Source organism: Roseobacter sp. EG26, from assembly GCF_049830555.1.
Classification (GTDB): domain Bacteria; phylum Pseudomonadota; class Alphaproteobacteria; order Rhodobacterales; family Rhodobacteraceae; genus Roseobacter.
In genome coordinates this window covers 174046-196327 of record NZ_JBNBLH010000005.1, presented here as the reverse complement: position 1 = coordinate 196327, position 22282 = coordinate 174046, and the positions used below count along the sequence as shown (strand labels likewise).

Annotated in this window: 20 protein-coding genes; 11 read left to right on the top strand and 9 right to left on the bottom strand. The window is 57.2% G+C overall.

Going from position 1 to position 22282, the window contains the following annotated elements; translation table 11 throughout:
* Window positions 1-23: 23 nt before the first annotated feature.
* Window positions 24-1163 carry an ABC transporter ATP-binding protein gene (locus tag ACOTTU_RS13135; protein ID WP_425658632.1) on the bottom strand — a complete coding sequence of 380 codons (1140 nt, stop codon included), beginning with the start codon at window positions 1161-1163 and terminating at the stop codon, window positions 24-26.
* Between the two features lie 119 nt (window positions 1164-1282).
* On the opposite strand from ACOTTU_RS13135, the gene ACOTTU_RS13130 reads away from it, so the two are divergent.
* The gene (locus tag ACOTTU_RS13130) at window positions 1283-2089 is read left to right on the top strand and encodes a LuxR C-terminal-related transcriptional regulator (RefSeq protein WP_425658631.1); all 807 of its coding nucleotides are present in this window, start codon (window positions 1283-1285) and stop codon (window positions 2087-2089) included.
* A gap of 400 nt (window positions 2090-2489) precedes the next feature.
* Here ACOTTU_RS13130 and ACOTTU_RS13125 read toward each other — a convergent pair whose 3' ends face one another.
* The 7 genes from ACOTTU_RS13125 to ACOTTU_RS13095 form a co-directional block, all read right to left on the bottom strand.
* Entirely contained in the window at window positions 2490-2900 is a 411-nt protein-coding gene (locus ACOTTU_RS13125) for a universal stress protein (protein WP_425658629.1), read from the bottom strand.
* 158 nt (window positions 2901-3058) lie between these two features.
* Window positions 3059-4348, bottom strand: coding sequence for a TRAP transporter large permease (locus ACOTTU_RS13120; protein ID WP_425658627.1), 1290 nt, complete (start codon window positions 4346-4348; stop codon window positions 3059-3061).
* On the bottom strand, window positions 4345-4959 hold the full coding sequence (locus tag ACOTTU_RS13115) for a TRAP transporter small permease (RefSeq protein WP_425658625.1): 615 nt from the start codon (window positions 4957-4959) through the stop codon (window positions 4345-4347). The genes ACOTTU_RS13120 and ACOTTU_RS13115 overlap by 4 nt, the downstream gene beginning before the upstream one ends.
* Window positions 4960-5025: 66 nt before the next feature.
* Window positions 5026-6030, bottom strand: a complete 1005-nt coding sequence (gene dctP, locus ACOTTU_RS13110; protein WP_425658623.1) for a TRAP transporter substrate-binding protein DctP — start codon at window positions 6028-6030, stop codon at window positions 5026-5028.
* A gap of 68 nt (window positions 6031-6098) precedes the next feature.
* Window positions 6099-7214 (bottom strand): alanine dehydrogenase, encoded by a 1116-nt coding sequence (ald, locus tag ACOTTU_RS13105; RefSeq protein ID WP_425658621.1) that lies wholly within the window; start codon window positions 7212-7214, stop codon window positions 6099-6101.
* Between the two features lie 22 nt (window positions 7215-7236).
* Entirely contained in the window at window positions 7237-8748 is a 1512-nt protein-coding gene (locus ACOTTU_RS13100) for a CoA-acylating methylmalonate-semialdehyde dehydrogenase (RefSeq protein WP_425658619.1), read from the bottom strand.
* A 31-nt stretch (window positions 8749-8779) separates the two neighbouring features.
* Complete coding sequence (locus tag ACOTTU_RS13095; RefSeq protein WP_425658617.1) at window positions 8780-10135, bottom strand: aspartate aminotransferase family protein; 1356 nt, start codon at window positions 10133-10135, stop codon at window positions 8780-8782.
* A 111-nt stretch (window positions 10136-10246) separates the two neighbouring features.
* Between ACOTTU_RS13095 and ACOTTU_RS13090 the strand changes: the two genes are divergently transcribed.
* The 9 genes from ACOTTU_RS13090 (at window position 10247) to ACOTTU_RS13050 (ending at window position 20633) form a co-directional block, all read left to right on the top strand.
* Window positions 10247-10813, top strand: a complete 567-nt coding sequence (locus ACOTTU_RS13090; protein ID WP_425658615.1) for a cupin domain-containing protein — start codon at window positions 10247-10249, stop codon at window positions 10811-10813.
* Window positions 10814-11322: 509 nt separating this feature from the next.
* Window positions 11323-12243, top strand: coding sequence for an SMP-30/gluconolactonase/LRE family protein (locus ACOTTU_RS13085; RefSeq protein ID WP_425658613.1), 921 nt, complete (start codon window positions 11323-11325; stop codon window positions 12241-12243).
* 18 nt (window positions 12244-12261) lie between these two features.
* Window positions 12262-13122: an FAD binding domain-containing protein gene (locus ACOTTU_RS13080; protein WP_425658612.1), complete on the top strand. Its 861-nt coding sequence runs from the start codon at window positions 12262-12264 to the stop codon at window positions 13120-13122.
* Window positions 13123-13137: 15 nt separating this feature from the next.
* Window positions 13138-13641 carry a (2Fe-2S)-binding protein gene (locus ACOTTU_RS13075; protein ID WP_425658610.1) on the top strand — a complete coding sequence of 168 codons (504 nt, stop codon included), beginning with the start codon at window positions 13138-13140 and terminating at the stop codon, window positions 13639-13641.
* Window positions 13642-13663: 22 nt separating this feature from the next.
* Window positions 13664-16153: a xanthine dehydrogenase family protein molybdopterin-binding subunit gene (locus tag ACOTTU_RS13070; protein ID WP_425658608.1), complete on the top strand. Its 2490-nt coding sequence runs from the start codon at window positions 13664-13666 to the stop codon at window positions 16151-16153.
* Window positions 16154-16164: 11 nt separating this feature from the next.
* Window positions 16165-17106: a 3-keto-5-aminohexanoate cleavage protein gene (locus ACOTTU_RS13065; protein WP_425658606.1), complete on the top strand. Its 942-nt coding sequence runs from the start codon at window positions 16165-16167 to the stop codon at window positions 17104-17106.
* Complete coding sequence (locus ACOTTU_RS13060; protein ID WP_425658604.1) at window positions 17106-17855, top strand: TetR/AcrR family transcriptional regulator; 750 nt, start codon at window positions 17106-17108, stop codon at window positions 17853-17855. Before ACOTTU_RS13065 ends, ACOTTU_RS13060 begins: the two co-directional genes overlap by 1 nt.
* Window positions 17848-20223, top strand: coding sequence for a transketolase (locus tag ACOTTU_RS13055; RefSeq protein WP_425658603.1), 2376 nt, complete (start codon window positions 17848-17850; stop codon window positions 20221-20223). The genes ACOTTU_RS13060 and ACOTTU_RS13055 overlap by 8 nt, the downstream gene beginning before the upstream one ends.
* Window positions 20224-20258: 35 nt before the next feature.
* Window positions 20259-20633 (top strand): VOC family protein, encoded by a 375-nt coding sequence (locus tag ACOTTU_RS13050; protein ID WP_425658601.1) that lies wholly within the window; start codon window positions 20259-20261, stop codon window positions 20631-20633.
* A gap of 321 nt (window positions 20634-20954) precedes the next feature.
* Here the strand turns inward: ACOTTU_RS13050 and ACOTTU_RS13045 are convergent, their stop codons facing one another.
* Window positions 20955-21659: a helix-turn-helix transcriptional regulator gene (locus ACOTTU_RS13045; protein ID WP_425658600.1), complete on the bottom strand. Its 705-nt coding sequence runs from the start codon at window positions 21657-21659 to the stop codon at window positions 20955-20957.
* A gap of 107 nt (window positions 21660-21766) precedes the next feature.
* On the opposite strand from ACOTTU_RS13045, the gene ACOTTU_RS13040 reads away from it, so the two are divergent.
* Window positions 21767-22204 (top strand): VOC family protein, encoded by a 438-nt coding sequence (locus ACOTTU_RS13040; RefSeq protein ID WP_425658598.1) that lies wholly within the window; start codon window positions 21767-21769, stop codon window positions 22202-22204.
* Window positions 22205-22282 lie beyond the last annotated feature (78 nt).

Below are 22282 nucleotides of genomic sequence, written 5' to 3'. Positions count from 1 at the left end.
TCTCCCGTTGGCAGGTGTCATGGTCAATCCGCCCTTAGGATCAGGGCGGCGTCTGGGTTCCAGGCGATGTAAGCCTGTGTGCCGGCATCCAGTGGCGGTTCACGGTCCTCGGCCCGCCGGGAGGCGAGGACAATAAAGGTGCCGATCTCGTCATGTCGCACCACGTATTCGGTGTGTTCTCCCAGAAATATCCGGTTCTGGACCGTGACCGCATGGCCGCAATCAAGCTGGTGCCGCGAGATGTTGATCTGTTCGGGCCGCAGGCTGAACGTGCCCGTCGCACCCTCTTCGATGCCGGGGCCAGCCTGACCGGAGAAACTGTGCCCCGAAACGCCGGTGAAGTCCGCGCGTGTGCCTGTGATGCGCCCGATGCGACCTTCCAGAAAATTCGAAGAGCCCACGAAATCAGCGACATAGCGCGACGCCGGTGCATCATAGAGCTCTCTGGGCGTTCCGATCTGCACGATACGCCCGTCGCGCATTACGCAGATACGATCCGACAGGGACAGCGCTTCTTCCTGGTCGTGCGTGACCAGAATGAAGGTGATGCCGAGCTGGCGCTGAAGGTCCTGCAACTCAATCTGCATGGCTTTTCTGAGCTTGCGGTCGAGCGCTGCCAGCGGTTCGTCCAGCAGCAGAAGTTTCGGCTCATTGACGATCGCGCGCGCCAGGGCCACGCGTTGTTGCTGACCGCCCGACATCTCCCAGATGCGCCGCGCGCCGAAATCTCCCAGTCGAACGACCTCCAGTGTCCGCGAGACCTTTTCCGCGATCTCGGCGCGCGAAAGCCTGGGCCGTCGCTGGCGCAATCCATAGGCCACATTGTCGAAAACGCTGAGATGCGGAAACAAAGCATAGCTCTGAAAAACCATGTTTACAGGGCGACGGAAGGGTTCGAGCGTGTTCACCACCTGGCCGTCGATCAGAACCTCGCCTTCGCTCGGCGTCTCGAACCCGGCCAGCATGCGCAGCGCGGTCGTCTTGCCGCATCCGGACGGGCCGAGGAACGACAGGAACTCACCGGATGCCACACTCAGGTTCAGATCGCGCGCGGCCTCGACATCCCCAAAGCGTTTTGAGACGTGCCGCAGCTCGGCAACGGCCGCGGATGCGTCGTTCAGCACCCCCCGGTCATATTTCATATCTGCTGCATCTGAGGTCAAACATCCACCCATGGGCCATATGTCGGCCTGACCAATCGTCGGACGAATGCCGCTGTTGTGTAAATATGCCAATTGTTATAGATGAGAATGCATATATCGGATGAAATGGGTTGCCGCAGATGGAGTGGGTCGAACACGCGGCATGCCTTGTCGAAACACTGAAGACCCCGCGGTTCCCCGGCGCTCTGGCCGAGGCGCTTCAGGCGATCGCACCCTATGACTACACGGTGATCTTCGGGTATGTCGGGTCATCGAAACCTCTGGCCCTTTACGACGATTTCCCGCCAGAGCGGCACCGGCTGCATGTCACCGAATATCTGGAAGGCCCTTATCTGCTCGATCCCTTCTTTCTGGCGACCATCGACGACACCGAAGAAGGCCTTTGGCGATTGCGGGAGATAGCGCCGGATCGTTTTTATCAAGGCGAATACTATCGTAGCTATTATGGCCAAACCGGACTTGCCGAAGAGATCGGCTTTCTTGTCTATGCCGACCGCAGCCTGAACGTCGTAATCTCGCTCATGCGCAAGAAAAAGCGGTTCTCAAATGCCGAAATCAGGGCGTTGAAGCGCATCTGGCCGATCATCCGTGCAACATCCGAAGCGCATTGGCGCGGCTTCGCGCGTGACGACGAGGACGGTGAGCAGCAGACGCGTGAAGAACGCATCGAACAAGCCTTTCACTCAATCGGACAGGGCGTGCTGACCCCGCGCGAAAGGGAAGTCGTCGAAATGACGCTCAGGGGCCACTCCGCCGAGGCTACGGGCAACGAACTCGGAATCTCGCCCGGAACCGTCCGAATTCACCGGCGCAACATCTACGTGAAGCTGCGGATCGGCTCGCAAGGCGAGTTGTTCTCGCTATTCATTAACGCGATCCTGAACGATAGTGCCGACAAATCCGCGCGTGCAACAGCGCAGCTATAGTCGAACGGCCGTCTACAAAAAACTGTCTCTCGCGGCCCAATGCTGCCGTCCAACTGGCGCAGAAACGTTGCAGTGCAGCGATTCCCCAAACCAGTCATTCGCCGCATCACCGATTTTCCGGCCCGTGCAACTGTCTAAATAACGTAGAAGCTTCTGCAGCTAAGTGGTTTGCTTTGTTACGGCGGGGCAGGATCGCCTAGATCAAATTGACATGTGTACCGCTTTCGCTGCTGAAATAATCTGACATGATTAGCTTCACGCGCCACACAATCGCAGGACTGTTCGCTGGCAAGGCGGCCTTCGACCCGCACCGCAAAGCGTGCCTTTGCTCCGGTTATGATTGAAGCAGTCAGGCCCGCAGCTTTCGCTCATTTGAGTTCATGTAAAGGCTGATCCGTTTCTAGGATCTAAGTACGTGAACCGTACAATGGGCATGGCGCACAACAAGTGCCGCGGTCGAACCCAAAAAGAACTCCTTCATTCCCGGTTTGTGCGACGCAAGTACGATACAATCGATCCCGTGGGTATTCGCGAACTCCGTGATGGCGCGACCTGCCGATTGGCTTTCTAGAATTACAGGGGAAATATCGGATTCGCCCCGCAGCCGTTCGGCGAGTCGTTCTTTGGCTTTCTGAAACGACTTTTCAGCGACCCCCTGTTCCATGTAATACATGATCTGCTTATTCGGTGGTTCGTGAATATGTGCCGCGATGATCGTCCCACCCTCGGAGATCAACGCGCGTGCCGCTGCGAGTGCTTTTTCGCTTATGCCGTGTTCCAAGGACAAGGCCACTAAGATTTTGTTGTACATTTCAGACTCCCGTTTTGGGTCTTGGTTCTTGTTTGCAGGTTCGTGTTTCCGGATGTGATTGCGCTCAGACGTTGCCCGGAAGCTGTGTGGATGCACCCCAAGTCTTGCTTGGGGTGCACTTTGTTGGCGACCCGATTTCTTGGGTCTGGCTGACGCGATCAGCCGAGGAACAGTTCTGGTAGGAACAGTGCCAGTTCCGGGATGAAAGTCGTCAACATCAGTGTCGGAAGCCAAGCAAAGACAATGAAGATCAAGGTTGGCCAAAGCATGCTTGAGACCGGTTCGTCACAGACCTGAGCCCCCAGATAAAGTAGCGGGGCGGTTGGTGGTGTGATGTTCGCCATGCCAAGGTTGACACCAATCACGGCGGCAAAGTGGATCGGATCCATCCCGGTGCTTTGCGCGATAGGCAGCAGGATCGGCGTTGCCAAGAGCAGACCAGAGATATCATCCATCAGCATCCCGATCAGGATCATGACGACATTGACCATCAGCAGGATTACGATCGGATTTTCCGAAACAGAGTACACCAGATCCTTGGCCAGTTGCGGCGCACCTTGCGAGATGAGATTGTCCGAAACGATCAGGACCATAAAAATCATGACCATAACCACGCCAATCGTCACACCAGAGCCCTGGATCGTTTGGGCCAGGGTTTTCCACGTCAGACCACGGTAGAAGTAGATCGCAATCGGGATGGAATAGACCACAGCAATGCCCGCCGCTTCGGTTGGTGTCATGATCCCCCCATAGATCCCCCCCAAGATGATCAGAGGCATCATGAGCGCTGGTCCGGCCAAGCGCGCCTGGACGCCGAATGTCGGCAAAAACGGCTTGGGACGTTCGGTCAGGTTGATGTTGTCGTATTTCCGCAGGAGGAACTGGTTCACCACAATCAGTAGCGAAATCAGGATGATCGCGGGGATGACTGTGGACAAGAAGCACTTCAGAACGTGTTGCTGCGCAACCCATCCATACAGAATGTGCGATGAACTCGGTGGAATCAGCAGACCAAGAGGGCTGGCTGCCACGATTAGGGCCGCCGACTGCCCGCCCGGATAGTTGGCCTTCTTGAGATGCGGCATCATGATGCCGCCAATGCAGGTCAGCGTCGCATTCGCACTGCCGGAAATCGAACCGAACACCCCGCATGCCAGGACGCCTGCAGCACTCAAACCGCCCTTGATGTGACCGATAAACATTTCGGCTAATGACACAAGTGGCGCGGCAATCTTGCCCTTTTCCATGATCGCGCCAGCAATCATGAAGAGCGGAATGGCCAAAAGGACCAAGGTACGAATGCCGGTGGAGCCTGTCGGCAGATAGCCGGTGATAGACTGGTCACCCACCATCGCGATGAAGATCAGTACTGCACCAAAGGCGATATATACGCTGACCCCGAGCAACAGCATCAGGCAGACGATTGTGAGACTTCCCGCGATAATCATTTTGAGGCTCCTTTGGCCATCTCAGAGCGCAGCGGCAGCCCGAGTCCTTTGCGGATGTGAACGTATAGATAGGCAGCTGTGAAGATTGCCATGAAACCGAAGGCACACATGATCGCTATGCGCCAGGACACAAAGGGAATGCGCAGCACCGGGGTTGCCCTAAGTCTTGGGAATGAAAAGTCGTCCAAAAGTGAGACGTAACAGGCGTAAACGAGAAATAGGATTACGATCAGTTCGACCAGCAAGACAACGAATCCACGCCACCAGATCAGGCGAGGATCCTGAATGACGATCCCCAGGATATCGGCATTGATGTGCAGATTTCGCGCGGAAGCCAGCACAGCACCTGCAAAAAAACCGACGATACTCAGCCCCAGCAGCCATTCCTCGTAGGCAAAGAGGTCGCCTCCAAACCCGTATCGGATGACCACGACGGCGCCGAATGTGAATGCCATCAGGAAACCGCAAAACATCACGATCTGGCGCATGACGAACGCCACACCTTTCAACGGGTACCCAATAAGCGGCGGCAACTCATCCGTGATCTTCCTTTGTGTTTGATGATTTTCACTTTCGATGGCCAGCGTCTGCTCGCCTTCTGAATGAGACATTTTTCCCTCCCTGGTATGCGAAAAATGGAAAGGGCCGGCTCATTGGCCGGCCCTCGCCTCGGGTCGTTATTGCTTTGCTGCCAGCAGGCGATCGATAACGTCCTGGCCGACACTTTTTGCCATCGCGGGCCAGACCGTCTCCTGGACGTGTGCAGCCATTGCCGCCTGCTCTTCGTCAGACAGGCGCAGGATGGTGTAGCCTTTCTCGACCAGCTTCTGGCCAAAGGCTTCGTCGTTTTCCCGGTTGTAGGCGAAGAAATCTTCCGACGCCTTTGCCATCGCGGCTTGCAACGCGTCGCGCTGCTCGTCGTTCAGCTTATCGAGCGTTCGTTGTGACGCATAATAGGTCGTCAGCTCAGAGATCGAGTTGTACTCGACGAAATGCGTGCCGACATCAGACTGCGCAAAGATCGAATAAGTCGCAGTCTTGGTGCAGCAGATTGCGCCATCAACGATGCCCGACTGAAGGGCGGGAAAGATGTCGCCCCAGGCCATGGTTGTGGCCTGATACCCGAGGTTTTCGACCATGGACTTCACAACGCTGGACGACCAGACGCGAATGTTCATGCCCTTGTCGCCAAAATTGTTCCAGTTGTCAGGCTCCTGAGAGGCTACGATACCAATGAACCCTTCGGGGTTCTGGGCCATCACGCGGACACCGTATTCATCGGTGATCTCTTGTAGGACGGTGTTGAACTCAGACCCCATGTTGAGCAGCGTGTTTTCCATGTCATCCCAACCGCTCAGCAGGAACGGCATCGACAGGAACTCAAGGCGCGGATCGGTGTCTGCGTAGATGAACGCGGCTGCCAGATCGATATTGCCACGGGCAACATCTTCAAACAGCGCTTCACCAGATCCAAGCTGGTTGGCCGGGAATATTTCGACCGTCAGCCCGACATTTGCCGCAGCCACATCCGCTGCGACTTGCTCCATCATTTTGGTGCCTTGGTGGTCGATCGGGAACACGCCCGCAAACCGCAGTTTCATGTCATCGGCGATTGCTGCTGTTGACATCAGTGCACCAAGGGCGCCGTACACCAGACTTTTGGTGATTGTGTTGATACTCATTAGGTTTTTCCTCCTTGTTGACGAGTAACGCCCGCCCCGCGATATGCGGTGGCGGGCGTCAATTTGCTTTAATTCAGCAAATCTTCCGGAGCCTTGAACTCGTACCCGAGATCATCGGCCACAGCCTTGTAGGTCACCTGTCCAAAGGCCACGTTCAGGCCATTCATGAGGTGACGATTGTCTGAGAGCGCTTTTTTCCAACCGTTGTTAGCGATGGCCAACGCATGGGGCAGCGTGACGTTGTTAAGCGCGTAGGTTGATGTGCGGGCTACAGCGCCCGGCATGTTGGCCACGCAGTAATGAACCACGTCATCCACAACGTAGGTAGGCTCTGCGTGTGTCGTCGCCTTGGAGGTTTCAAAACATCCTCCCTGATCGATTGCCACATCAACCACAACGGCGCCGGGTTGCATTTTGCTGATCAGTTCACGCGTCACAAGCTTGGGCGCAGCCGCACCGGGGATCAGGACGGCACCGACCACAAGATCGGCATTGCACACCTCATCTTCCAATGCTGCCTTGGTTGAATAGACAACCTTGGCCGAAGCTTCGAAGTGGTTCTCCAGCTTTTCCAGAGCTTCGGGGTTCCGGTCCAGAATGGTGACATCGGCATGCAAGCCCACGGCCATCTGAGCTGCGTTGAAGCCAACGACGCCCCCGCCGATGATGACAACCTTGCCTGGTTTGACGCCCGGCACACCGCCCAGCAGAACCCCGCGACCGCCATGCGCTTTTTCCAGCGCGGCCGCACCGGCCTGAACCGACATACGGCCTGCTACCTGGCTCATCGGTTTGAGCAGCGGCAACCCGCCATTGCGATCCGTCACGGTTTCATAGGCTATGCAAACCGCACCGGAGTTGATCAGATCCTTTGTCTGCTCGGGATCTGGTGCCAGATGCAGGTAGGTGTAGAGGATCTGGCCTTCGCGCAACATTGCGCGTTCAACGGCCTGCGGTTCCTTCACCTTCACGATCATTTCCGCATTTGCGAAAATCTCGTCTGCCGTTTCGGCAATTTCGGCACCAGCGGCGATGTAGGCATCGTCATCTGCGCCGATGCCAGCGCCGGCATAGGTTTCAACAATCACGTTGTGACCATTGGCAATCAGCTCGGCCACGCTTTCGGGGGTCAGACCCACGCGGTATTCGTGGTTTTTTATTTCTTTGGGGACACCAATGAACATCTTATTTTCCTTTGATGAACAGTTACTTCGCTGTCGGCATGACAAATTCGGCACCTTCAGAGATGCTTTCCGGCCAGCGCTGCATGATGGATTTTTGTTTGGTGTAGAAACGCACACCTTCTTCGCCGTAGGCGTGCATGTCGCCGAAGAGGCTTTTTTTCCAGCCGCCAAAACCGTGCCAGGCCATGGGTACCGGGATGGGCACGTTCACCCCAACCATGCCGACCTGAACCTGCTTGCCAAACTCACGCGCCACATTGCCGTCGCGCGTAAAGAGTGACACGCCGTTGCCGAATTCATGGTCGTTGATCAGTTGCAGACCTTCAGCGAAGCTGGCGACACGCACACAGGACAGAACCGGGCCAAAGATTTCTTCTTTGTAGATTTTCATGTCCGGTGTGACGTTGTCGAAAAGCGTCCCGCCCAGAAAGAAGCCCTGTTCGTGGCCAGCCACTGTGTGCCCGCGACCATCGACGAGAAGGTCAGCGCCCTCTTCGACACCCGCATCGATGTAACCGACGATCCGGTCACGCGCTGCCGCTGTCACAATCGGCCCCATTTCGGCATCAAGCTCGACACCGTTTTTGATCTTCAGGGTTTCGGCGCGCTCTTTCAAAACAGGCATCAGCTTGTCTGCTGCATCGCCCACTAGGAGCGCCACGGAAATCGCCATGCAGCGTTCTCCTGCGGACCCATAGGCAGCACCGATCAATGCATCGGCGGCCTTCTCCATATCCGCATCCGGCATAACCAGCATGTGGTTCTTGGCCCCGCCAAGTGCTTGTACCCGCTTGCCGTGGTGCGCGCCGGTTTCGTAGATGTAGTTGGCGATCGGAGTGGAGCCCACGAACGACACGGCTTTGACGTCCTCGTGTTCCAACAATGCGTCAACAGCAACTTTATCGCCTTGCACGACGTTAAAGACACCGTCCGGGAAACCGGCTTCTTTCATCAGCTTTGCATAGAGGATTGAGGCCGACGGATCGGTTGGGGACGGCTTGAGGATAAAGGTATTGCCCGCAGCGATTGCGACCGGGAACATCCACATCGGCACCATCACCGGAAAGTTGAAGGGCGTGATGCCTGCAACAACGCCAAGCGCCTGGCGCGTGGTCCAGTTGTCCATGCCTGTCGAGACCTGCTCGGTATAGTCGCCCTTCAGAAGTTGCGGGATGCCGCAGGCGAATTCGATAATGTCGATGCCGCGCTCGACTTCACCTTGCGCGTCAGTAAAAACTTTCCCGTGCTCGTGCGTGATGGCCAACGCCAATTCATCCTTGCGCGCTCGCACGAGGCCAAGAAAGTTATTCATGATCCGGGCCCGGCGGATCGGCGGGGTGTTGGACCAACGGGGAAAAGCCGCTTTTGCTGCAGCGACTGCTTCCGCAACTGTTTCGGCGGTCGCGAGTGCAACCTCACCCGTCTGTTCTCCCCGCGCGGGGTCAAATACGGGCTGTGTTCTTTCGCCTTCCGGGCGTGTGATTTGGCCACAGATATAGTGACCGATCAATTCGATCGGGGTCGCATCTTTCATGATGTCGGTCCTTTAAGTTAGCGGATAAAGATCATGGCAATTCACTCAGAATTTGCTCAAGTATATGGAACATTTCAGTAATTTCGGGCTCCGTGATGATCAACGGAGGTGACAGCGCGATGATGTCGCCTGTTACGCGGATCATAAGCCCTGCATCCCAGGCACGTTTCATCGCCTCGAATGCGCGCGCACCCGGCGCACCGTCACGCGGGGCAAGCTCAATCGCGCCGACAAGACCGAGGTTACGGATGTCTATGACATTCGGAAGATCTTTCAGCGCGTGCAAATGATCTTCCCACGGCTGGGACAACAGCGCGGCGCGTCGGAAAAGATCGTTCTCTTCATAGCTCTTGAGCGTTGCCAGAGCCGCAGCACAGGCTACTGGATTTGCTGAATACGTATAGCCGTGGAACAGCTCAATCGGGCCGTCGGCGTTTTCCATTGCCGCGTTGTAGATCTCGTCGCGAACAATCACAGCACCCATCGGGATCACACCATTCGTAAGCCCTTTGGCCGTTGTGATGATATCTGGTGTGACGCCGAAATAGTCGGAGGCAGTGGCAGCACCAAGGCGGCCAAAGGCCGTGATGACCTCGTCGAAAATCAGCAGAATACCATATTTGTCGCAGATCTCGCGCAGCCGTTTCAGGTACCCTTTGGGCGGCAACAGAACCCCTGTTGAACCGGCCATTGGTTCCACGATGACAGCAGCGATTGTCGATGCATCATGCAAGGCGACGATGCGCTCAAGATCGTCAGCCAGTTCGGCACCATGCGCCGGGCACCCGCGCGAGAACTGGTTTCTTTCCAGATCATGCGTGTGACGAAGATGATCAACACCGGTCAGCAAAGACCCGAAATACATCCGGTTCTTGACGATGCCACCGACAGAGATGCCACCGAAACCTGTTCCGTGGTACCCGCGCTCTCGACCAATCAACCGGGTGCGCGCACCATCGCCACGCATCCGGTGATGGTGCAGCGCAATCTTGAGCGCTGTATCGACGGATTCAGAACCGGAATTGGTGAAGAACGCGTGGCTCATGCCCTCCGGCATCAGAGAGACCAACTTGTTGGCCAGCTCGAACGCCGGAGGGTGGGAGAACTGGAAATTCGGCGCATAGTCGAGTTCGTGCACCTGTTTCTGTACGGCCTCGACAATCAAGGGATCGCGGTGACCGGCATTCACGCACCATAACCCGGCTGTGCCGTCCATGACTTTGCGGCCGTCCGTACTGGTGTAATACATTCCCTCGGCCGAGCTGATCATACGTGGCTCTGAAACGAAATCACGGTTTGCCGTGAAGGGCATCCAGAAGGAAGCCATATGGTTTTGCTTGTCGAGCATGATCGTTTTCCCAAACCCAAAATAGGTGTTATTTTCCATAATCTTGCAGGAAGCGCGTTTCTTGGGGAGCCAGTTTCTTAGGAATATGCAAGTCATTGAAATTCGTCCCGCTTTGCGTCAAAGTGCTTTCGATCGAAAGCAGGAAAGCGCATGACGGACAAAAGCAGCGTTGATCTGGATGTGGCGAAACGGCTACGCTTGATTCGAACTTCAAAGGGGCTTAGCCAACGTAAGATGGCGAGCCTCGCAAACGTCGGCAGTGGGACGATCTCGCAGATTGAAAGTGGCGCAACTCAACCCTCCGTTGCCCTGCTGAAGAAAATCCTGACCGGCGTCGACGTCAGCCTTGGCTTCTTTTTCAGTTTTGAGCTCACAGACGAGGAGACCTTCTACTTCCCAAAAGGCAGCATGCGGAATCTTGGATCACACGGCGTGTCGTACCTGCTCGTCGCTGGGGAGCGCCGCGACCGTAAGCTGCAAATGCTGATTGAAGAATACGCAGTTGGCGCGGACTCCGGGCGAACGCCTCTGTCCCATGAAGGTGAGGAATGCGCCGTAGTTGTCGAAGGTTGGCTGGAAGTAACAGTGGATGGTCAAACCCGCGTCCTCGGGCCGGGCGACGCCTACTACTTCACTAGCTTGCTTCCGCACTACTTCAAGAACGCTGCCGATGTACCCTGCAAGGTCATCAGCGCATGCACGCCGTCGTCCTTCTAATTGCCCAAGCACATTGAACAGACAGTCTCTTGCAAGCCATCCCACACCTGCTGTGACACACACACGTGTCCGGACCGCCTTCGATAGCGGCCCATACCGGTCATTTGCCTCTAATGCTATGCTGCAATGCAGCTTCCCGAAAGCTGAGATTCAGACACGGCAATCATTTACGAAAGCGCAGGTAAGAATTGAAGCCTGACCAACGTTGCAGATAGGCGAATTTTTGGAGCGTTTGAGGCGTTGGATATCGCAGCAACGGGCAAAGATCTCCGCTGTCTCAGGAGTTCCCTTGCTGTTGTGCGTATGTGGCGCTTGTTTCTCGCTTTCTGCTTCGGGCCCAGCAATCACATAAACACCGTGCCGTTCCCGGCGCAGTCGTCGAAGCAGAGATCGCGAACGGAGCGGGTCGACTTAAAGATCGACTTAGATCCGTAGTCTTTAAAATTTATTATACATTTGTATAAATAAATAGTAGAACTGTCGTGTGGCTTCGCGAATCGAGGACCAGAATGACGCCTGAATTCACCATTGAATGCCTCCTGACTGTCGATAATCATCTCGGCGAAGGGCCGATCTGGGACGTTGAAGACCAGTGCCTCTACTGGGTGGACAGCACCGGCCGACGGGTTGGCAAGGACGCGATTTGGCGGCTGGAACCCGCGACGGGCGATGTCAAAAGCTGGCCACTGGATGCCGACGTTGGCGCGATGGCGCTGCGTACTTCCGGCGGGGCAGTGCTCGCACTATCCGATGGCTTCTATACATTCGACTTTGAGACCGGTCAGGCCAATCTCATCGCGAAAGTCGACGACGATCCGACACGGGCACGCCTCAACGACGGGAAATGCGACCGCCGCGGCCGTTTCTTTGCAGGCGGCATGGATGACAAAGAAGAACTTGGGATCTGCAGCTTGTGGCGGCTCGACCCAGATTTGAGCCTGACGAAAGTCGACAATGGGATCATCTGCTCGAACGGCCCATGCTGGAGCCCGGATGACACGGTTTTTTACTTGGCAGACACGTTCAAGAACGAAATCTGGGCCTACGACTACGACCTCGACACTGGAGCGGTTTCGAACCGGCGCGTGTTTGCCTCGACGGCCCATGACGCAGGCTTCGCCGACGGGTCGACCATAGATGCGGAGGGATATCTTTGGAACGCCCAAGTCATCTCTGGCGATCTTATCCGCTACGCGCCTGACGGAACCGTCGACCGGAAGATCTCGATGCCAGTGAAAAACATAACATCGGTCATGTTTGGCGGGCCGGAGCTTGACGAAATTTACATCACATCGATGGCGCGCGTTAGCCATCCGGCAACGCATGACAATTTCGCTGATGAGACCAAACCGCAATTTGCTGCGGGCGGGCTTTTTCGCATTTGCGGACTTGGCATAAAGGGCGTGCCCGAGCCGCGTTTCGCGGGTTGAGACTACAGGGAGGAAATTATGAAACCAGCACCCTTTGACTATCACAGGCCCGAGGATTTGCAGAGTGCGCTTTCGTTGCTAGGCACTCACACAGATGCGAGCATTATTGCTGGCGGGCAGAGCCTCGTGCCGATGATGAATTATCGGCTGGCTCAACCTGAGCATCTGATCGACATCAACCGCCTGTCTGAGCTTGATTACATTCGTGAGGACGGCGATCAGATCACGATCGGTGCCCTAGCGCGACACGATGCTATTCATGCTTCTGAGCTCATTGCAGAACACATGCCGCTCATTTCACATGCGTATGAATGGATCGCGCACAAAGCGGTACGCAATCGCGGGACACTGTGTGGCAACCTCTGTCACGCTGACCCGGCATCGGAAATGCCGGCGATTATTCAGGTGCTGGAAGCAACGCTGATCCTGGCACGGAACGGATCGTCAAGAGAAGTTCCCGCCAAAGAGTTCTTCGTCGGGACCTATGACACCGTGTGCGAAGAAGACGAGATGCTTGTGGAGCTTCGCATTCCCAAACCCACGGCAGGCACCGGATGGGGCTTTGAGGAAGTCAGTATGCGCAAGGGCGACTTTGCCTGGGCCGCCGTCGTCTGCTTGCTGCGCGTCGAAAATGGCCGGCTTGACGATGTTCGCATCGCGGTATCCGGGGCCGCGGAAACCGCGCTCCGCCTTCCCGGCCTCGAGGTGGCGCTGGCCGGACAGGCCCCCTCATCGGATATCTTCGAGAATGCCGCGACCAAGGCCGCAGACGCGCTGGCACCGTTCGGATCGGCTACGGTCAGTGCCGACTATAAGCGTGATCTCGTACGCGCGCTTTTGCCTCGTGTGCTGTCTGCGGCGACCGCGCGCGCAAGCTAATTGGGAGGGAAACAAATGAACACGACGGCAATCGAACTTGAGGTCAACGGAAGAAAGCACTCGGCAAATGTTCCGCCACGAAAACTTCTAAGTGATTTCGTCCGCCAGGATCTTGCGCTCCCGGGCACGCATGTTGGCTGTGAACATGGCGTTTGCGGGGCTTGTACCATCCTCATGGATGGCAAGGCTGTGCGCGCCTGCTTGATGTTTGCGGTGCAGGCCGACGGCGCGTCGCTCACTACTGTTGAAGGCCTGAGCAAAGCGGAAGAACTGCACCCGATACAGCATGCGTTCTGGGAAGAGCACGGGTTGCAATGCGGGTTCTGCACGCCAGGCATGTTGGCAGCTGCACACGAGTTGCTGTCCGAGAATAATGACCCGACGGATGAGGAAATCCGGGAGGCGATATCAGGAAATCTGTGTCGCTGCACAGGTTACGAATACATCATAGACGCGATCCGTACTGCGGCAAAGAAGCTGCGTGTGACGCAGGCGAGTGGCGCCTCGCAGAATGCATGATCGTCGGCAAGGGAGGAAAACCATGAGTTCACATCTGAAAAGCAACGTCATTCCGCCGAGCCGTCAGCGTGAAAAGCCCCGCGCGGGCATGACCTGGATTGGTCAGAGTATGAAACGCGTGGAAGACCCTCGTATATTGGTCGGCAAGGGCGGTTACGTCGACGACGTGGTCGTCCCAGGCATGGCTCATGCGGCGATGGTGAGCAGTCCGCACGCCCATGCGCGCATTGTCTCGATCGACACATCCAAGGCCAAGAATCTTCCCGGTGTCATTGGTGTCTATACCGGCGCCGACTTGGCGACTGTCGTCGATCCCTGTCCGAGCTTCGCCTCCCCTCCCATCACTCAGCATGCCATGTGCATGGACAAGACGCGTCATGTGGGCGAGGTTGTTGCGGCCGTCGTGGCCGAGGACCGCTATATTGCGGAAGACGCCGCCGCTCTGGTCGAGGTCGAATACGAAATACTCACCGCGAATGTCGACATCGAGGCCTCGCTGGAGGCCACGGGAGCTGCGGTGCTGCATCCCGATGATCGCGAGAGCAATCGCGCGCTGGACGAAAGCTTCAGTTTCGGTTCGGTCGAGGATGATTTTGCCGGTGCCGACAAGGTCATCAAGCGGCGCTTGCGCTGGAACCGCTCATCAGCGCAAGCCATCGAGACCTGCGGTGTGGTGGCGGAATACGACGCTTTCAAGGGCGGCTACACTATCCACGCCAACACGAACTTCTACAACTTTATCCCTTTTGTCATCGGCGGCAGCCTTCGGGTGTCCCCGGGTGAGTTGCGGCTGATCCCGGTTCTCACCGGTGGCAGCTTTGGGTCCAAGGTGTTCATCCACAAGATCATCATCCTGACCGCCGGACTTGCGCGTCTGTCCGGAGTGCCGGTGAAATACATCGAAGACAGGCTCGAGCATTTCACCAATTCCGATAGCCACGGGTCGGATCGACTCTATGATTGCGAACTTGCTGTCATGAACGACGGCACGTTCAAGTCGATGCGGTTCACGGTGCTAGATGACTATGGCGCTTATCTTCAGTTTGGGGTCGGTACACACGGGAACGCCATGGCGCAGGTCACCGGACCTTACCGGATCGAGAGTTTCGCGATGCGCGTGATCGCCGTGCTGACCAACAAATGCCAGCAAGGTCCCTATCGAGGGTTCGGATCCGAGGTCACCAATTGGGTAATGGAACGCATGGCGGACGCGGCGGCGGAGGAACTGGACCGTGACCCGGTAGACCTGCGCGAGCAGAACATGATTCAGCCGGACGAGTTCCCTTATATGATCACGACCGGCAACATCTATGACAGCGGGAACTTTCAGGAAGTGTTGGCACAGGCCAAAACCCTGTTCGACCTCGAAGGTTGGAAAAGGAAAGCTGCCGCCGCGCGTGCGGACGGACGCTGCGTCGGGGTCGGTGTGGCAACCTGCATGGAACGCAGTGTCTATGGTCCTACCGAGTGGTGGTTCCTAAATAAAAAGGAAGAGCCGGGCTTTACTCTGACCTCGACACCCGAGGGGATATCGGCGCGGTTCGATCCATCAGGCAAACTCTTTGTGACGCTCAATTCCTGCATGGTGGGCACCAGCCCCGAAACGGTGGTGACCCAAGTCCTGGCCGAGCGGCTGACCGTCGCGCCAGAGGATATCGTGTTCAATTACGCCGACAGTCAGACAGGTTTCAACGGTGTCGGCCCGCAAGGCAGCCGGTTCACCGCAATGGTAACCGGTGCCTGTGTCACAGCCTCGATCCGGCTGGAGGAAAAAATGAAGCGGTTTGGCGCGCATATGCTGCAACGGCGACCGGAAGACGTTGAGTTGCGCGGTGGAATGGTCGCGGTGAAGGACGGCCTGGAAGATCAGGCAAAGAGCTTTGCCGAAATCGCACTGATGTCGAGTTTCTTCCGCCTCAGCTTTCCAGACGAGGAGGCGTTTGACAGCGGGCTTGAGACCACGGCGGTCTACGACCATCCCATCTCGGCAGAGCCGCATCCCGACCGTGAGCATCTGGGGATTTTCTATCCCATCGTCGGGCATATCTGTCACATGACCGCGGTTGAAGTCGATCCCGAGACAGGAAAAGTCGAGATCCTCGACTACGCGGCGGTACATGACAACGGCACGATCGTGAACCCGCGCACGCTTGGCGGACAGGTTTGGGGCGGGACTGCAAACGGTATTGGCACCACATTGACCGAGCATTTCATCTACGATGAGGACGGCCAATTCACCAATCCTAACTTTGCTGAGTTCGCCCTTCCCTCGGCACATGAAATGCCAAAAAATCTGAAGTTGGGACATGTCGAGACCCCCAGCCCCTATACCGAATATGGCATCAAGGGCGGCGGCGAAGGCGGACGCTTAGGCGCGCCCTCTGCACTGACAACCGCGATTGAGGATGCGCTGCGCGAAAAGGGCGTTAAGATATCGGCATTGCCGGTGACACCGCCTGTGCTTCGGGGCCTGATCCGGAACGCCGACGCCGCGGCCACCGCTGCGGACTAGACGAGGACACCATGGCTGAGCCGAGACCAGTTATCATAACTTGCGCCGTCACCGGTGCAATCCATACGCCATCGATGTCCCCCTATCTGCCAGTGACGGCTGCAGACATCGTGGCCTCTGCGAAAGAGGCGGCGGAGGCCGGAGCCGCGGTCCTCCACCTGCACGGGAGGCACGAGGAGACGGGTCAACCGGATCAAAGCGTGGAAGCCTTCCGGCGGATCGTCAAGCCGCTCTCGGCAGCGACAAACGCCGTGTTGAACCTCACGACCGGCGGCAGCCCCTATATGACCGCAGCCGAGCGAGTTGCGCCGGCACGTGATCTGGCACCGCGTCTTGCCTCTCTCAACATGGGTTCGATGAACCTCGGACTCTTCCCGATGCTGAAGCGCTACACTGAATTCCGTAATGACTGGGAACGGGCGCATCTGGAGAACAGCCACGACCTTGTCTTCCGGAACAGTTACAGTGACATCTCGCATATCCTGAAGACATGCCGCGAGAACGGCACGCGGTTCGAATTCGAGTGCTACGATACCTCGCACCTCTACAATCTCGCACATTTCGCCGAGAGCGGTGCAGTGGAACCACCCTTCTTCGTGCAAACCGTCTTCGGCCTCATGGGCGGGATCGGTACTCATGTCGATGACATCACCCATATGCGCCGCACTGCGGAGCGTCTCTTCGGGGCCGACCTCGTTTGGTCGGCACTTGGCGCAGGGGCACATCAGATGCGCATCGCTGCCATGGTCGCTGCGTCGGGCGGTCATGTCCGCGTCGGACTGGAGGATTCGCTTTGGTCGGGACCGGGCCGCATGGCCAAGTCGAATGCAGAGCAGGTGCGGCAGGTGAAAAAAATACTCGAAAGATTAGGCCTCCGCGCCGCGACGCCCGAAGAGGCTGCCGAGATACTGGCGCTCTCACCGACGATGTTCGACAAGAAAGGTGCCACGTGATGCAGAGCATCGACGGATTGGGAAACGAGATCAGCCTGGAGACGGCTTTCGAGGCAACGCCGCCGACCCCGAAGCGACAGACAGGAAAGAAGCCTGGTCGCCCGAAAGGAAAATCTTCGGACCAAACGCGCGAGCGTATCTTGGACGCCGCCGAACGGTTGTTTGCAAATGAAGGCTATGACGGCGCAACCCTGAGGGACGTCGCCGCCGCAGCGGATGTGCAGCTCCATGCGGTCGGATATCACTTCGGCCCGAAGGATATCCTCTTCGACACGGTGATCTCCCGACGTTCGGTAATCATGACCGAACTCAGGATGAACGCGCTGAGCGCTGCCAGGCGCGCCGCAGTCGGCGGCGTTGTCCCGATCGAAACGCTGGTGCGCGACTACATCAGCCCGTTTGTTCTCTCTGCGGGAGAAGGAGACCGGGGATGGCGCACCTATGCTGCTCTCATGGGGCGCCTTTCAAATTCTCCGCTGGGCACAGAGATTATCGCGCGACACTACGATGCAACGGCGCGGGAGTACCTAAAAGAGTTTAGCCGCGCCCTCCCGGATGTGATCGAGGCGGATGTGATCGAAGGGTTCTCGGCTATGGTCGCCGCAATGCTAGGGCTCTGTGCCGATACCGGTCGACCCGCCCGATTAGGGCAATCAAAAATCGCGCATCGCAAACCTTCTGATAGCCTGGAAACGCTCGTCAGGTTCCAGACGGCGGGGTTCAAGTCACTGGGAAATGTCGATGACTGAACTAGAGATCCTGCGCGCCATCGAGAAAAGGTTGCTATGGTTCGCCTGCTGGATGATCCACAACGCCAACCATATCCGCGAAAAGGATGAGATCAAGGTTGGCGGCCACCAAGCGTCATCAGCGTCGATGGTGACGATCATGACAGCGCTCTACTTTGCCGCCTTGCGGCCCGAAGACCGGGTCGCGGTCAAGCCGCATGCTTCTCCAGTCTTTCACGCGCTTCAATACTTGATGGGCAACCAGACCCGCGAGAACCTCGAGAATTTCAGAGGTTACGGCGGTGCCCAAAGCTATCCAAGCCGGACAAAGGACGTGGACGATGTGGATTTCTCCACCGGCTCGGTTGGGCTTGGCGTCGCCATCACCGCATTCGCGTCGATGATTCAGGATTATATCCAGGCCAAGCCGTGGGGTGCGCCGCGTAACGAAGGGCGGATGATTGCATTGGTTGGTGACGCCGAACTCGACGAGGGCAACATTTATGAATGCCTTCAGGAGGGGTGGAAACACGGTCTGCGAAACACCTGGTGGGTGATCGATTACAATCGCCAAAGCCTCGACGGGATGGTCCGTGAAGGGTTGTATAACAGGATCACCGACATCTTCCTTGCCTTCGGTTGGCAGGTGGAGGTTCTGAAGTACGGCGCGCTTCAGCGTGCGGCGTTCACGCGCCCGGGCGGGGCCCAATTGCGCGACTGGATTGATACCTGCCCGAACGCTGTTTACTCGGCGCTGATCTTCCAGGGTGGTGCAGCCTGGCGAAAACGCCTGCTTTCCGATCTGGGTGATGACCCGGACGCGCGCGCACTGATCGAAAGCTACGATGACGATGCGCTTGCCACTCTGATGGAGAACCTTGGCGGCCATTGCATGGAGACGCTCATATCCACTTTTCAGGGCATCGACCACGACCGACCGGTGGCCATCATCGCCTATACCGTGAAGGGCTGGGGCACACCTCTGGCTGGCCACAAGGACAATCACGCCGGATTGATGACCGAAGTACAGATGGACGAGTTCAAAACACGTATGGGTGTTCGGTGCGGTCATGAATGGGATCTCTTCGAAGGCCTCACCGTTGACGAGACCGATCTCAGGAACTTCCTTAGCACAGTCCCGTTCTTCGCCGAAGGTACGCGCCGTCGCCACGCCGCGCGCGTCCCAGCGCCAGCCCTGCCTGCACCGACTGAGGCCTCGACGTCGACCCAGGCGGCGTTCGGTCGACTTCTCGACGTGCTCGCAAAAGGTGACAGCGACCTTGCAGCCCGGATTGTCACAACCTCGCCTGATGTGACCGTTTCCACAAATCTCGGGCCATGGGTGAACAGGCGTGGCCTGTTCGCGCGTAAGGATGTCCCCGACACCTTCCGCGATGAGCGTGTGCCCAGCACGCAGAAATGGCGGTTCTCACCCGACGGACAGCACCTTGAACTGGGGATTGCCGAGATGAACCTCTTCCTGCTTCTCGGCGCAGCGGGCTTGTCGCATTCCCTGTTCGGCGAGAGGCTAATCCCAATCGGTACGCTTTACGATCCCTTCGTCAGCCGCGGTCTCGATGCGCTCAACTATGCATGCTATCAGGATGCGCGTTTCATCATTGTAGGCACACCATCAGGCGTCTCCCTGGCATCTGAAGGCGGTGCGCATCAATCCATCGCGTCACCTCTTATCGGGATGAGCCAAGATGGATTAGCAGCCTTCGAGCCGGCCTTTGCGGACGAGTTGGCGGTGATTATGGAATGGGCATTCGATTATCTTCAGCGCGACGGCGAAGGCGATCCGGACGAGCGCACCTGGCTTCGGGACGAAACAGGCGGATCGGTCTATCTAAGGCTCTCTACACGACCTGTCGAGCAAATGCGGCTGCCGATGAGCGACGACCGGACGCAGGGCATCCTGGATGGGGCGTATTGGTTAAAGGAGCCGGGGCCGAATTGCGAGGCCGTGTTGATTTATCAGGGTACTGTCGCAACGGAAGCAATCGCTGCCGCCGGTCATGTGGGTGTCGACCGGCGCGACTTGGGCGTGCTTGCAGTGACGTCGGCTGACCGTCTGAATGCCGGGTGGCAGTCGGCACAGCGCCAGCGCGCAGCCGGGAACAGTGTCGCGCAATCGCATATCGAGGCGCTTTTGTCCCGTGTTCCGCGAGAGGCAACGCTGGTTACCGTGATCGACGGTCATCCAGCGACGCTAAGTTGGATTGGTGGCGTGCGTGGGCACCCGACGATCAGCCTTGGCGTGGAACATTTCGGCCAGACAGGCACGGTTGCTGACCTGTATCATCACTTTGGAATCGACCGGCACGGTATCCTGTCGGCGCTCGACAGGCTCAGCATAGGTCGACCAATCAGTTTGGGGCTTTACTAGGCGCAGAACCTGCATCGAAGAAGGGAGGTGCCGATATGGAGATAAGGCGGCTCGATCACGTCAATATCCGCACCAGCAAGCTCGACGAGATGATCGCGTGGTACGAGAAATATCTTGGCCTGAGGAACGGACACCGACCGGAATTTGGCGTTGGAGGCGCATGGCTTTACAAGGGTGACCACGCGATGGTGCATCTGGTTGAGGTTGACAAGGAATGCGCATCGGTCGAGCCGAAAGTGGAGCATTTCGCCTTTACGGCGACGGGTTATTCTGAATTCGTCGAGCGGCTGAAAACGCATGGTATCGCCACTGAAGTGGCGCGCGTTCCGGGCTTGCCAATCGTTCAGGTCAATTTGGAGGATTGCGACGGCAATCACATCCATGTCGATTTCCCGACGGATGAAGTTTGACCAGTGCGACCTATTTGGTTTCCATGAGTTTCCAGGCCCGGCGGCCTGGCAACCTTATACAATTCTCCTGTACACTGTTTGTTGAACCGCGAGGCCATGCCTAGGTAATCCACGGCAAGAAGTCTGCGGTCGGGATCGGTTTTTCCGGCGCTGCGGGCCAAATGCAGGCCCCGCTTGGATCGCACCAAACTCGCAGGTCGTCGTCCTAGCCCAGCAACACAGTTCTTAGCAGCCGGCCCAAACCCGCTGTTGCTTAGTTTGCGCGACGCTGCGCTGCAACTTCCCGAATGCAGTCCTTGGGCAACTTTCCAAATTTTCGTCTCATGTCCCCTCTTCGTAGCGCTTTCGTTCCGCGTCCGCTGCGCGGCGCCACTCGGTTCGTAGCAGGTCCATGCGCCTTGGAATGCCGCGTTCCAGCACTTCTGCCTCGATGATCCGTTCGGTACGGAAGTAACGAAATCCCTCGCGCAACTCGCACCAAGCGGCGATAATGCGGCTTGTGTCCCGATATCCCAAAAATATTGGCCAGATCATCCGACGGGTCTTCTGGCCTGAGTTATCTGCATAGGTCAAAGCAATCTTTTTGCGGCGCCGAATAGCCAACCGAATGTCGGCCGCACCCAACACTTCATCCGGCTGATCAACAGGTGCCACACTGACGACCGGTTCAAGAAATGAGGTGCGATACTTGTCCGGAGCTACAGTTTCCAACTTGGTGATCAGTTTTTCAGCGGCCAGCGCCAGCTCGGGCTCGCCCCGGGTCTGTACCCAAAGTACGCCGAGCGTGACTGCCTCGATCTCGTCCGGGGTCAACATCAGCGGCGGCATGTGAAAGCCAGGTTCCAACACATAACCGACCCCGGCCTCTCCATTGATCGGCACACCTTGGCCGATCAGCGCAGCAACATCACGATATACCGTGCGTTTGGTCACACCCAGTTCAGTTCCAATCGCCTGGGCAGAGATCGGCCCGTTCGCGCGTCTCAGAATCTCAATGACTTCAAATAGCCTGTCGCCGCGCCGCATGTGATCTCCTTTCAATGAAGCCGATCATACTGACATTATGCTGACAACACGCTGTCAGCATAGATGCGGTAGAAACAGGAAAGACACCAAAAAGTGGAGATCAAGATATGAGACGTTTCGTTACTCTTACACTCGCCGCAGTCCTACCTACTGCACTCGGCGCCGAACAAGCGAAGTCTGCAGATCCCGCACCGATCATGGCTATGGGCGCCTATGTCCTGACCGACGACATGGAGGGGTCAGAGGCCTTCTACCGCGCCCTGTTCGAAATTGACCCGGCAATCGGGCTGCCGGATTTCGTGGCCTTCGACGTGGCTGGTGGCTGGTTCGCAATCGCGTCGCGGGACAAATACGCACCGGGATCCGAGGCCGGCTCGGGCGCGGTCCCCTACCTGCAATCTGCCGATCTGGAAACCCTACAAGCCCGCGCCACCGCCGCCGGTGTGACTGTGCCAGACATTATCGAAGAACCGGGCATCCATCTGCTCAAGATCACGGACCCAAATGGTCAGCTGATCGAGTTTTTCAAACTGACCAGTCAGTGATGCGCACGATAGGCAACGCAATCTCAAAGGACATCGCACCATGCAGGTGAACTATTCCGTCGTCGGGACCAACGACAT